The 12013-nt window shown below is 47.3% G+C and carries 12 protein-coding genes, 1 other RNA gene and 1 pseudogene; 8 read left to right on the plus strand and 6 right to left on the minus strand.

Translation table 11 applies throughout. The annotated features are described in order from the left end of the window. The first annotated feature begins 96 nt into the window (after positions 1 to 96). From KW829_RS14365 to KW829_RS14375, 3 genes are all read left to right on the plus strand, one after another. Complete coding sequence (locus KW829_RS14365) at positions 97 to 1452, plus strand: aconitase/3-isopropylmalate dehydratase large subunit family protein (protein ID WP_218308463.1); 1356 nt, start codon at positions 97 to 99, stop codon at positions 1450 to 1452. Then, positions 1442 to 1981, plus strand: coding sequence for a 3-isopropylmalate dehydratase (locus tag KW829_RS14370; protein WP_218308464.1), 540 nt, complete (start codon positions 1442 to 1444; stop codon positions 1979 to 1981). The genes KW829_RS14365 and KW829_RS14370 overlap by 11 nt, the downstream gene beginning before the upstream one ends. Positions 1982 to 2068: 87 nt before the next feature. Continuing rightward, a complete protein-coding gene (locus KW829_RS14375; RefSeq protein WP_010434255.1) occupies positions 2069 to 3079 on the plus strand; it encodes a TauD/TfdA family dioxygenase in 1011 nt (336 codons plus the stop codon). A 104-nt stretch (positions 3080 to 3183) separates the two neighbouring features. On the opposite strand, the gene KW829_RS14380 is transcribed toward KW829_RS14375, so the two are convergent. Together KW829_RS14380 and KW829_RS14385 are read right to left on the minus strand one after the other, a co-directional pair. Further along, positions 3184 to 3576 (minus strand): hypothetical protein, encoded by a 393-nt coding sequence (locus KW829_RS14380; RefSeq protein ID WP_218308488.1) that lies wholly within the window; start codon positions 3574 to 3576, stop codon positions 3184 to 3186. Between the two features lies 1 nt (position 3577). Next, positions 3578 to 4336, minus strand: a complete 759-nt coding sequence (locus tag KW829_RS14385) for a hypothetical protein (RefSeq protein ID WP_218308465.1) — start codon at positions 4334 to 4336, stop codon at positions 3578 to 3580. 898 nt (positions 4337 to 5234) lie between these two features. Here KW829_RS14385 and KW829_RS14390 point away from each other — a divergent pair. The 3 genes from KW829_RS14390 to KW829_RS14400 all read left to right on the plus strand — a co-directional run bounded on the left by KW829_RS14390 (position 5235) and on the right by KW829_RS14400 (position 7965). After that, complete coding sequence (locus tag KW829_RS14390; protein ID WP_218308466.1) at positions 5235 to 6020, plus strand: nucleotidyltransferase domain-containing protein; 786 nt, start codon at positions 5235 to 5237, stop codon at positions 6018 to 6020. A gap of 138 nt (positions 6021 to 6158) precedes the next feature. Then, entirely contained in the window at positions 6159 to 6935 is a 777-nt protein-coding gene (locus KW829_RS14395; protein ID WP_218308467.1) for an isocitrate lyase/phosphoenolpyruvate mutase family protein, read from the plus strand. Further along, a complete protein-coding gene (locus KW829_RS14400) occupies positions 6919 to 7965 on the plus strand; it encodes a bifunctional transcriptional activator/DNA repair enzyme AdaA (RefSeq protein WP_218308468.1) in 1047 nt (348 codons plus the stop codon). The genes KW829_RS14395 and KW829_RS14400 overlap by 17 nt, the downstream gene beginning before the upstream one ends. Positions 7966 to 8309: 344 nt before the next feature. On the opposite strand, the gene KW829_RS14405 is transcribed toward KW829_RS14400, so the two are convergent. The 4 genes and pseudogenes from KW829_RS14405 to smpB form a co-directional block, all read right to left on the minus strand. Beyond that, positions 8310 to 9404 (minus strand): hypothetical protein, encoded by a 1095-nt coding sequence (locus tag KW829_RS14405; RefSeq protein WP_172701714.1) that lies wholly within the window; start codon positions 9402 to 9404, stop codon positions 8310 to 8312. 1 nt (position 9405) lies between these two features. Next, positions 9406 to 10012, minus strand: a pseudogene (locus KW829_RS14410) (tyrosine-type recombinase/integrase); the annotation flags it as partial. Between the two features lie 177 nt (positions 10013 to 10189). Beyond that, positions 10190 to 10553, minus strand: a transfer-messenger RNA (tmRNA) gene (ssrA, locus tag KW829_RS14415). An 89-nt stretch (positions 10554 to 10642) separates the two neighbouring features. After that, positions 10643 to 11125, minus strand: coding sequence for an SsrA-binding protein SmpB (smpB, locus tag KW829_RS14420; RefSeq protein WP_006178063.1), 483 nt, complete (start codon positions 11123 to 11125; stop codon positions 10643 to 10645). 156 nt (positions 11126 to 11281) lie between these two features. Here smpB and KW829_RS14425 point away from each other — a divergent pair, with 156 nt between their 5' ends. Continuing rightward, entirely contained in the window at positions 11282 to 11719 is a 438-nt protein-coding gene (locus KW829_RS14425) for a type II toxin-antitoxin system RatA family toxin (RefSeq protein WP_010434164.1), read from the plus strand. Continuing rightward, positions 11709 to 11996: an RnfH family protein gene (locus KW829_RS14430; RefSeq protein WP_023308884.1), complete on the plus strand. Its 288-nt coding sequence runs from the start codon at positions 11709 to 11711 to the stop codon at positions 11994 to 11996. Before KW829_RS14425 ends, KW829_RS14430 begins: the two co-directional genes overlap by 11 nt. Positions 11997 to 12013: the final 17 nt, after the last annotated feature.

A 12013-nucleotide genomic window follows, 5' to 3' on the forward strand; every position in this document is an offset into this window, starting at 1 on the left:
ACGCAAAATGAAACTAACCTGACTAATAACGGATTCCCGTTGAAAGACCCTTCTCTGTACGGTGTAATTTCCTCATCAGATAATAAGGAGAAAAAAATGAATATTCACGAAACTGATGATTATGCGTCGGTAAATATCAATCAGGGGATGACGTTAACCGAAAAAATTATCGCCAAAGCCAGTAACAGAACGCATGTTTCACCGGGTGAAGTTCTTTTCGTGAATGTTGATGTATTGATGTCCCACGATCCCTGCACGCCTGGCGTCGCCAGCGTATTTAAAAAAGAGTTTGGTGAAGAAGCAAAAGTCTGGGACCCGGATCGTTTTATTATGATCCCTGATCACTTTGTTTATTCCGCAGACCCACAGGCGAATCAAAATATTCGGGTGATGCGGGAATTCGCAAACGCGCAAAATATTACGCATTTTTATGATGTGGGTACTCCAGACTATAAAGGTGTGTGCCATATCGGTCTGGCGGAAGGGGGACATACCCGGCCGGGAGAGGTGCTGTTGGGGACCGATTCTCACACCGTGACCGCTGGCGCCTTTGGCACTTTCGCCATTGGCGTGGGGATCACTGACGGGGCGTATGCCCTGGGCACGGGGGCGATCCCGCTGATGGTTCCCGCCACCATAAAAGTGAATTACTACGGAAAGAAAGCGAAAAGCGTCCAGGCGAAAGATTTAATTCTGGTGTTGATGAAAGAACTGGGTGTGGAAGGGGCGACCTATAATGCCATCGAATTTACCGGAAACGTCATCGACGAATTATCGGTCGAAGAGCGGATGACGATGTGCAATATGGTCGTGGAGTGCGGGGCTAAAAACGGCATTATGGTGCCAAATCAGGCCACGCTGGATTATCTGGCGACCAGAACCCGCATCCCGTATACCGTGATGACGCCTGATGAAGATGCTCAATACGTTCGCACGATCGATATTGACGTATCGGGATTAACCAGCGTTATTGCACGGCCACACTCGCCTGATAATGTGGTAGCGGTAGCGCAGCTGGAAAACATTGCTATTTCACAAGCCTATATTGGCTCCTGCACGGGCGGTAAAACGGATGATTTTATTGCTGCTGCAGAAATACTCTGGCAGCGCAAGGTGACCATTCCAACCTATGCCGTCCCTGCGACCAAAGAGGTATTTCATAATCTGATCACCACCCAGGTGAAGGGCCGTTCCGTATACGAAATTCTGACCCGTGCTGGCGTCAAATTATCGTCTGAACCCGGCTGCGCGGCCTGCTGCGGCGGACCCGCGGATACCTTTGGCAGAGTCAGGGATCCGATAAGCGTGATTTCAACCACCAACCGTAATTTTGTGGGGCGAATGGGAAATAAGGGCGCGATGATTTATCTGGCCTCACCTTATGCCGTGGCTGCCGCAGCAGTATCCGGTTTTATTACTAATCCAGAACGGTACTTAACTAATGACTATTAATAACGTAATGCGCGGTACGGTTTATGTGTTAGGCGACAATATCGATACCGACCAGATATTAACGGCGGAATATTTGAAAATTAACCCGGCCTCTGCCGAGGGGCGTGAGGAGCTGGCAACGCTTGCCATGTGCGGACTGCCGGAAGGGGCGCTGCCGTTTATCAATTCGCAGACGCAGCGTGCCGGTTATGACTTTATTGTGGCCGGGAAAAATTTTGGCTGTGGCTCTTCGCGCGAGCATGCGGTAGTGGCACTGGGAGCATCCGGCGTGAAGGCCGTCGTCGCGCAGTCGTTCGCCCGTATTTTTTTCCGTAACTGTGTATCCACGGGGCAAATCATGCCCGTCACGCTGAATGAAGGCTGCGATATCCGTGCGCTGAAAACGGGGGATACCATTGAAATCGATTTAGACGCTCATCAGATCGCTACTGCTGATGGGATTCTGAAAACCGCTCCGGTAGGGGAACTTGCGAACATTGTCGCCGCGGGTGGCTTGTTCGCTTACGCAAGGCAAACAGGAAAGATTTAATCCATTACAACCATAAGACTCAAAACAAGACGCCTTACTTTCTCAGGGTGCAGCGTCTGTTTTGAGCGTACATAAGGCAATCAAACTATGATCACCCAGCTAGAGTTTAACGATCTTCAAAAAGATGAGCTATCAAAACTTATCAGCCGCGTCACCATCAGCCCTTATACGGACTACAAACTTTTCAAGCAGTCCATCACCGAACTCATTGAAAATGGTTTGGTTCCTACTTTTTTTGTACAGGCCTGCGAGCGCGTCAGGCAAGAACGCAAGGATCAGGGGATTAACGCGCATTTATTAAAAAACGTTCCACTCGACACCATCATTCCTGAATTTGATCAGACCAATCCCGTTAACGATAAGTACGCCAAAAAGCTGACCTTTGTTGGAGAGGCGCTGCTGGAGTTGTTCGCTCAGCTCACCGACTCCCCGTTACTGGCCTACCGCACGCGCAACAACGGTGATTTTTTCCATGATGTTTATGCCGACAAAAAATACAGCAACACACAAACGCAAAAAACGGACGGCGAACTTTACTACCACAACGATCGTACCGCTCACCCCGTGCGCGCTGATTTTCTCAGCTTATTAGGCATGCGTTGCAGCGAAGAAAACCTGATTTTTACTGGCTACCTGGACGGTAAAGCGATTCTGGATAACCTGAAAGCTGAATCCCAGGAGTGGTTACGAAAGCCGCTTTTTATTACCCCTTTTGATGAATACTCTCGCGATTCGAACGCCAGCCAGATTGATTCTGAACTGCATCCGATCCTGGAAAATATTCATACTTTCCGCTACTACGACACACGAACGACTTATTCTCCGGACGCGCCAGCAGAGGCGATCAAAGCATTGATTGACCTTAAGGTGTCGATCACCAAAGCGGCAAAAGGCCGCGTCGCGATTAACAAAGGCGACCTGTTCTCCTTCGCCAATCAGGACTCTTTGCATAACCGGGAAATCATCCAGGTGCGAGATCCTTACTCCGCGGAAAAACGCTGGCTGCTGAAAACCTACAGCTTCCGCAACCCTGAGGTGATGAATATGTATCACAATTACTTCGATGCCGAGCTGCCGGGGTTTGTGGTCGCCGAGTAAGGTTGACCTGACGGGTATATAAATACCGCATGCCTGAGGTGTGCGGTTTTTGTCTGTGCGAGAAGACCTGTGCTATTAACATCCTTTAGTTATCATCTCGCTTTCTAACTTATTACACCTTTATCCAGCTCAGCGGATAGCCTGTTAAGTTCCTTGCTGATGTGTTTACGCCGTTGTTTTAACAGTAGCCGGGCAGGAATGATGCGTTCGATAATTGTCGGCTTTCTTTTCAAATACGCTGTGACAAGCCGTTTGATGTCTTCCTCTGACCAACCGTCCATCACCGGCGTTGGGTTGTAAAGCAGATTAGCCTGTAGAGCAGGGGCGACTTCCTCATCCACAATTCTGAAGATCTCTTCCCGGTTTAATCCGGATTTTTTCAGCACCTCTGCCATCCATTGATAGTCATACTCCTGGAGTTCGCGGCCGGTAAAGAGTTCTGATAAGGCGTGCCAGACGGGGACGCGGGCGATCAGCTGAGTTTCAGTCAAATGCATTTTAATTTCTCCCTTGCGGTGAAACATACACGGTTCCGAACAGGAGGTCTGTTCCAATCGACGCAAGAATTCCGCCCACTAATGCCGCAACACCAATACAAACGGGTGCAGTTGCTGCGCACACACCCGTGGCTACCACCGCTGCACCCGCTCCCCATCCGCCTGCAATACCCGCAGTAACTATAGCGCCCTGGTGCATTGTTTCGGTGCTTTTATCTTCTGCCTGATAAATTTCATACGCGGCGACCGCTAAAGAAACGAAGATAACCCGTTTACCAGCCTTACCCAATGTTTTAGCAATACCTGATACCACGCCCCTGTCACGTCCGGCCGACTGGATCATTTCCTTGAATACAGTGGCCTGCTGCCTTTCCGATAAAGACACAAAAGATTGCTGAAACATTTTAGTTGCATAATGTTCGGTAAGGTCAGCCATCGTGCGTCCCGATGGTTTTAGCTTTTTCGCATAGGCTTTGCCTACAGGGCTGTTTCTTAGCCGCGAAAGGTCGAGTATTTCGTTACGCGTTTGGGAGGCTAAAGTTGCTGCTTCTCGGGGAGACATTTTTCCACTCTCCACTGCTTGCACAAACTCAGCAGACATTTTCTGAATATCGCGCAAATATTGCTCTCTGACACGCGAGTCCTGTATACAATGTGCAGCAAAGTTTGACGCCGTTCCTTGCAGCGAAGCTAGAGCAGCAGAAAAGGCTCTCTGATCATTCTGCATTGCTCCAGCAACGGCGGGGTATGTGAATCCCATTCAGCACCTCATCATGACGAACAGCGTGGTTGAGATAATATCTCTGGCTAATTTTCTCCCTATATAAACACTATACAATTTTTTGAATGCAACATTCATTAGTCATCCCTGTAATTACAGAAATGTTTTTATGCTTTTTGATATTGAACGCATGAAAATAGTTTTTAATGTAACGCCTCATCGTATTTAATGACAGGGTCGGCATTGGCTATTGAAGGTAAAAAAATTAGCCCATAAACTTTATACAATTGGCAAACATATAATACCGATGAAAAAGAGTTTACTCGCCAGGCAGAAAGGAGGGTTACTCCTCCTTGCGTAAAAATTTCACCGCCTTCCATGAAACAGACAGCGGGGCCATTCCCAGTATAAAAAGAGATAAAACGATAATTGTTGCGAAATAAACCCAACCATTTCCATAATCATTAGTGATAGTGGTATAGGTGGCAAAAAAAAGTAAACCAATGACAATGATCCAGGACGTGTAGAGGCGTCTTTTTAGCTCAACTAAAAGTGAATACAGAGTCCGATCTTTACGTTTCGGGTCTTTAAGTACGGCACGCAAAGCTATCAGTAAACCCGTATGAACGAAGTTTCGTTTCCTGTTGCGCGTCTATCACTATTCACTCCTGAACGTTGAATGCTCCTGCTTAAATTATATAAAACAATAACAGGTATGGCTGATTAAAAACAGATTCAACAATCGCTGAAGTGATGAATTACGATATCGTGCCTGGCAGTCAGAACATAACTATGCCCTTCATATCTAAGAGATTGCTTTATGGCTAAGCGAGTAAACTCCTCAGGGACAAAACTGCTACTGCAAAAAATATCTGGCCCTTATTTAAAGAGCTCGATAGTCTGTAATGCTTTGTCTTTTTTGTGAACAGGAAAAAGGATGCTAAGTACATTACCCGATTTACACAGAAGTTTTGCAGAGCAACTCAAGCTTAAATTTCAGGCTGACTCGCGAATTCACTCTCTTCTTGCTGGCGGCTCGCTCGTTCATGGCGGGTTCGATAATTACTCCGATCTCGATTTTGTCGTTGTGGTAGACCCTCTCTGCTATGACGAAATCATGGCGCAGCGTACTGAGTTCGCCGGAACGCTGGGGCATCTGCTGCATGCCTTCACCGGGGAACATGTCGGAGAGCCTCGTCTGCTTATATGCCTGTATGGTCCTGAACTCCTCCATGTCGATCTGAAATTTGTCACACTGGACATGCTCACTCAACGCGTTGAGGAGCCTGCAGTGTTATTTACCCGCGATCACCTGGCTCTGGAACAACAACTGGCAAAATATAGTGCTCAATGGCCTGACATGACGCCGGAGTGGTTTGAGTCCCGAGCCTGGATCTGGCTTCATTATGCGGCGGTGAAACTGGGAAGAGGCGAACATTTTGAAGCGATTGGCATGCTGTCATTCTTCCGCGAGCAAGTGTTGGGACCTATGCTGTGCCGTCGTGCAAATCTGCCGCAACGTGGGGTTCGCCGCATTGAATTCCATGGCATTGATCCCGATGGCCTGCTTGCATCCACGCTGGCAACGCACGATCGTGAGTCCGTCAGCATGGCCATCAGAAAGGCTATTGACGCTTATATCAATCTGCGCGCTGATGCGCTGCCGAAAAATATCGCAGACGATGCGGCACGATGGGCGGTTCTTGCCATGCTGAAAGCCTGAACCCGACCCTAAAGGTTTCGGTCTGGTTCGCCCCCAAGTTCAGACGACGATTGCTAAAAAAATGGTCGTCTGAATTTCGGTTGTGACGTTCTTGCTTACTGCTTAGATTCATTTTCAATTTATCGAGAGGATATGGATATGAACTTTGCAGAACTCCACAACCAGCATGAGCCACTTCTTATCGCTAATGTCTGGGATGCAGCCAGTGCTGTCGCAGCGCAAGAAGCAGGTTATCAGGCATTGGGAACGTCCAGCGCAGCAATCGCGTCCACGCTGGGATATGAAGACGGGCAGGGAATGCCGTTTGATGCGTTATTTTATATGGTCACCCGTATCCAGGCTGTCAGCAAGCTGCCATTGAGCGTTGACATGGAAGCAGGGTATGGTGATTCAGCCGAAGAGATTACAGCCAATCTCAGGCGCCTTGCTCAGACAGGCGTCGCAGGCGTTAACCTTGAAGACAGCAGAGTCATGAACGGCGTGCGTCAGCTTGACGATGCCTCTGATTTTTCCTGTACCCTGAGAACAGTAAGCGATGCGCTGAGAAGCGAAAATCATAGCCTGTTTCTGAACATCCGGACTGACACTTACCTGCTCGGGCATGTAGATGCGTTGCAGGAGACGATATTACGGGGTCAAAGCTATAAAGCTGCAGGTGCTGACGGCCTTTTTGTTCCCTGCCTGACGTCAGAGAAACACATCAGCCTCATTGCAGAGGCAACGGGTCTTCCTCTTAATGTCATGTGTATGCCCGAGCTTTCGTCGTTCGACAGGCTGAAGATGGCCGGAGTAAGCCGCATTTCTATGGGCAATTTTGTGCATTCAGCCATGCAGTCAACGCTGACTGATATCATGCTTACGATCCGATCTCGTCAGACGTTTGAAGGACTTTTTGGTGATGAAAATAACCGATAAGAATTTATGTGATATCTGGTATCAGGCATTACTGGAACGTGCTTCAGAATATACTGGCGTGTTTTTTGTCGGCGTCAAAACCACTGGCGTGTTCTGCATTTCGGTATGTAGGGCGCGAAAGCCCAAACGTGAAAATGTCGAATTTTATAAAGATGCCAAATCTGCCCTTGCGGCCGGTTTTCGACCCTGTAAGGTCTGCAGACCCGCTGAGAATGCGCACAGCGCGCCATTATTTGTTGAACAGGCGCTTGAGCTTGTCAGGCGCGATATTAAATCCCGTGTTGCAGACGCGGAGCTTCGCCAGCATGGAATCAGTCCGGAGCGGGTAAGACGCTGGTTCCTGCAACATCACGGCATCACTTTTCAGGCTTTCCAACGAATGCAGCGGGTGAACGTTGCCCTGCAGGAGCTGAAAAGCGGACGAACGGCGACTGACGTTGCGCTGGACAACGGCTATGAATCCCTGAGCGGGTTTGGTTATACCTACAAGCGACTTACTGGTGCAGCGCCGACTCAGGCAACCCAGATGATTGTCATTCACCGTTTTACCACGACGCTTGGGCCGATGTTTGTCTGTGCGACAGAGCGGGGAGTTTGTCTACTGGAGTTTACCGATCGCCGGATGTTAGAAACAGAATTTCGCGATATTCAGCATTTATTTAACGCCAAAATCGTCACCGGAGAAAACAGCCATACCCGGCAGACAGTAAAGGAAATCAGTGAGTATTTTGCCGGAACGCGCCGACAGTTTGATCTCTCAGTAGATGCCCTAGGGAGTGATTTTCAACAATCCGTCTGGCGCGAGCTGCGGGCAGTTCCCTATGGACAGACCTCACACTATCAGGCCATTTCACTACGGATGAATAAGCCAAATGCTGTGCGCGCCGTCGCTGCTGCTAATGGTGCAAACCGGATTGCGATTGTGATCCCCTGTCACAGGATAATTGGAAAAGATGGCGCGATGACAGGTTATGGCGGCGGTATTTCTCGAAAAGAATGGCTCATTGAGCATGAGAGAAATAATGTTTAATGGCGTGATGCTCCAGTATGGTCGGGAAAATTTACGGACTTCGCGGGACAAATTGAGGGCACAAAAAAGCCCGCAGGGCTTGCGCCGTGCGGGCTCTCAGGACTTCATCGGATGACTCTGGTAATCATCGATGGAGAATTTTGGTGGAGCAGGCGGGAGTTGAACCCGCGTCCGAAATTTCTACATACCATTTTTAGTATAGTAAAAACAGCCATTTACTCTTAAAAACAGTGGGTTAGTATTATTCGGTATTCTTCCGTTTTACGCATTTTTAATACCCTGCCGCCAAGCAAAGTCTTACCTCCTACAACATTTGTGTAGGTGAACTACTAAATCTTACTCTGTTATTCACTGGATGGCTCAGTGAGAGACTTTGCAGGCTGTTCGCTTGAATGTTTATCTTCCTGCATAGAAGCTGTCTCAGCTTCATTTATAGAAGTTAAAACCCCTTTCAAGGGTTTTGAACGCGCTGGCAATGGTGTTTGATCTAAAATGAGCCTTGCTTCTTTAGCGCTGTTACGAAAGCTTTTCACTTTATTTATCAAGTCAGGATGGCTCTGTTTAGTAATTCCATATATATCAAGGATTTCTAATAGAACCACGCTAATTTTATGACAAATAAGTCTCATCCTTAACATAGTAATTATCATGCATAATTTTGGGCTTCGACTTTTTGTATCAATTACAGTAATATCTCTAACGTCATCATTTAAATATAAAAAAGCGCATAAAGTTAGCAGGTTTATTCTTATTGTTTTTAGTTCTTCATTGTTTTCATCAACGCCATTAGATATTGTGTTAATGTAATAGTTGCTATCTAATGCCTTGAATGCGTTTATATTTTTATCTAATAATATATTGATTTTTTTTATTGTTGAATTAGATGGTGTATATTGTGGCCCTAGTATTGGAGATGAGTCTGGGAATAATCTTTTATACAAGCTGTGAGGTTGGGCGACGGATATAATTAAATTGTTTGCTTGTTCTGTTTTCTCATTTTGAGATTTTACCACTCTCTTGCTATAATTAACCTTTCCAAGAAACTCTACGTGATACTTATTATGAGCATAATAACCATCTGTATGGTTTTTGGTTTCGGCAGTTTTTATTTGAGCTTCTACTTGATAAGTTCTATGAAGATTAGTGACAATAGCGCCGAGCGGTACTGATGATGCTAGCAAAAGTAATGGAAGTTTAGAAATCGCTATGAAATTATTCATTCCTTCGTTGTCAAGTTGTGGCAGATGGCCTATCCATGAAAAAATCCCAAAGTAAAAAAAACTAAAAAGAGGTGTTAATATTGCAAACCAAAAAATCTCCTGAGAGAATAAATTCCTATGATCTAGTTTGTACCATCGTTTAAATACTATAAGAGCAATAATTGATGCTAGAATGATTATGTATACTGCCAATATTATTATAGAGTTTTTAATGTCCATTTTAAAATCCATATAGATTATGCAAAGGGTTTTTTGTAACTGCATCTTCAAGATGAACAGGTGAAAAGTGTGAGTAAATCATTGTCATCTTTATATCGGCATGCCCCAAAATTTCTTTAAGGACGAGTATGTTTCCGCCGTTCATCATAAAGTGACTGGCGAATGTATGACGTAGCACGTGGGTGCATTGGCCTTCAGGCAGTTCAATACCAGTTCTTTTTACCGCCCGTTCAAGGGCTTTTCTGCACGGGGTGAATAGTCTCCCTCCGTTCTTGGGGAGTTCGTCATACGGCTCCTGAGATATCGGTACAGGTCGCTTTTTCTTGCCTTTGGTTTTGGTATAGGTGATCCGGTATTTTGATAACTGATGGCCTTGAAGATTTTCAGCTTGACTCCAGCGCGCCGGTAGCAAAGCATACTTTTGCGATCATCCACAGGCTGGGGCTTTGTAGTTTTGCACGGAGTCCTGACAGGCATTGGATTTCTTGCGAGGCTGAAAATATCTCTTCATCAGGATTAAAAGCCCACGTTGACATACCGGGCAGCGGATTTGAGATTTTCACTGGCTGCAAACTTATCGAATACATCGCCACATTCCGCTGTATCAGGTATCTGAAAACAATAATGATTTTTAACCTAGATGACAAGAAACCATAGTTGGTAGGGATATGATTTTGCTAGTGATTCTTTCGGAAACTGAGGGCACAAAAAAGCCCGCAGGGCTTGCGCCGTGCGGGCTCTTAGGACTTCATCGGATGACTCTGGTAATCACCGATGGAGAATTTTGGTGGAGCTGGCGGGAGTTGAACCCGCGTCCGAAATTTCTACATCCTCGGTACTACATGCTTAGTTTGTCTTTACATTCGCACGCCAGCTGCGGACAGACACGCCACTAACGAACTAGCCTGATTAGTTTTAACGCTTCAACCCCAGGCAGGGCTTCCACGCGATCTCTTTTGGGTTTGACCTCTCTTTGATCCCCGTCTTAAGAGCGGAAGCTAGGGAGAGAGGGCTCTTAGCAGGTTATTAAGCTGCTAAAGCGTAGTTTTCGTCGTTTGCGACTATTTTTTTGCGGCTTTTTACGAGGCAAACCGCCCCTCGGCATGCACCTTGGGTTTCGCAAATCCCGTCGAATCCAGAATCAGCCCCAATAGTGTTGAACTGAGTATACCAGATTTCACTTCCTGGATACCAGCCCGAAACGCTAACTTATTGAATAGTACAATAAGTGTGCAGAATCAACGTCCTGCGTTTTTCATGATACGCGCTTTATCCAACTGCCATTCGCGCTCTTTCAGGTCAGTACGTTTGTCGTGCTGTTTTTTACCTTTCGCCACGCCGATTTTCACTTTGCACCAGGCATTTTTCCAGTACATAGAGAGCGCAACAACGGTAAAGCCTTCACGGTTGATGCGCCCGTAAAGAGATTCAAGCTCACGCTTGTTCAGCAGAAGTTTACGCGTGCGCGTTGGGTCGCATACGTAGTGTGAAGAGGCGACGGTCAGCGGCGTGAAGTTCGCACCGAACAGGAAAGCCTCGCCGTCTTTCAGGATCACGTAGCTGTCGCCAATGTTCGCTTTACCCGCGCGCAGCGATTTTACTTCCCAGCCCTGCAGCGCAAGGCCTGCTTCGAATTCTTCTTCAATGAAATACTCGTGGCGAGCACGCTTGTTTTGCGCAATGGTCGCCGATCCTGGTTTATGTGCTTTTTTCTTCGTCATAAGTGTCGTAAAGCCGTCGGTAATCTGATTTCAAAAAGTCACCTCATTGCGTCCCGTGAGGTCTAACGCGCTATATTAGCACGAGATGAGGCTTAGCGTTTTTTTAACAGGTGATAAATGTTATTATTTGTCCGTTGTGTGACCATGGAAAATGCTATGCCTCAGATTAGCCGTACTGCGCTCGTGCCTTACAGCGCGGAACAAATGTATCAGTTAGTGAACGACGTTCAGTCTTATCCTGAATTCATCCCCGGGTGTACCGGAAGTCGTGTTCTGGAGTCCGGCCCAACGCAGATGACGGCGGCGGTGGATGTCTCCAAAGCGGGGATCAGCAAGACGTTCACCACCCGCAATACGCTGACCGATAATCAGAGTATTTTGATGCATCTGGTGGATGGTCCGTTTAAGACCCTGATGGGCGGCTGGAAGTTTACGCCGCTGAGCGCAGATGCTTGTCGTATCGAATTCCAGCTGGATTTCGAGTTTACCAACAAGCTTATTGAGCTGGCGTTTGGCCGCATATTCAAAGAGCTGGCGTCTAATATGGTTCAGGCGTTCACGACCCGCGCCAAAGAGGTTTACAGTGTCGCATAAGATTGCGGTGGAAGTGGTGTATGCGCTGCCGGAAAAGCAGTATCTGCAGCGCGTGACGCTGGAAGAGGGGGCCACCGTCGAGGCGGCTATTCGCGCTTCCGGCATCCTTGAGCTTCGCAGCGATATCGACCTGGCGAAGAATAAGGTCGGGATTTACAGCCGTCCGGTGAAACTTGGCGACGTATTGAAAGAGGGCGACCGGGTTGAGATTTATCGCCCGCTGATTGCTGACCCGAAAGAGTTGCGTCGTCAGCGCGCGGAGAAAGCGGGTAAGTAGCGCTTTCTTATCCCTCA

The sequence above is a fragment of the Enterobacter sp. ENT02 genome, from assembly GCF_019219165.1.
GTDB classification, from domain to species: domain Bacteria; phylum Pseudomonadota; class Gammaproteobacteria; order Enterobacterales; family Enterobacteriaceae; genus Enterobacter; species Enterobacter mori.

Bases quoted from the DNA above. Each gene is read 5' to 3' on its own strand.
- KW829_RS14375 (WP_010434255.1), top strand. From the start codon at position 2,069: ATGATCACCCAGCTAGAGTTTAACGATCTTCAAAAAGATGAGCTATCA.
- KW829_RS14370 (WP_218308464.1), top strand. From the start codon at position 1,442: ATGACTATTAATAACGTAATGCGCGGTACGGTTTATGTGTTAGGCGAC.
- KW829_RS14425 (WP_010434164.1), top strand. From the start codon at position 11,282: ATGCCTCAGATTAGCCGTACTGCGCTCGTGCCTTACAGCGCGGAACAA.
- KW829_RS14405 (WP_172701714.1), bottom strand. From the start codon at position 9,404: ATGGACATTAAAAACTCTATAATAATATTGGCAGTATACATAATCATT.
- KW829_RS14400 (WP_218308468.1), top strand. From the start codon at position 6,919: ATGAAAATAACCGATAAGAATTTATGTGATATCTGGTATCAGGCATTA.
- KW829_RS14365 (WP_218308463.1), top strand. From the start codon at position 97: ATGAATATTCACGAAACTGATGATTATGCGTCGGTAAATATCAATCAG.
- KW829_RS14395 (WP_218308467.1), top strand. From the start codon at position 6,159: ATGAACTTTGCAGAACTCCACAACCAGCATGAGCCACTTCTTATCGCT.
- smpB (WP_006178063.1), bottom strand. From the start codon at position 11,125: ATGACGAAGAAAAAAGCACATAAACCAGGATCGGCGACCATTGCGCAA.
- KW829_RS14385 (WP_218308465.1), bottom strand. From the start codon at position 4,336: ATGGGATTCACATACCCCGCCGTTGCTGGAGCAATGCAGAATGATCAG.
- KW829_RS14390 (WP_218308466.1), top strand. From the start codon at position 5,235: ATGCTAAGTACATTACCCGATTTACACAGAAGTTTTGCAGAGCAACTC.
- KW829_RS14380 (WP_218308488.1), bottom strand. From the start codon at position 3,576: ATGCATTTGACTGAAACTCAGCTGATCGCCCGCGTCCCCGTCTGGCAC.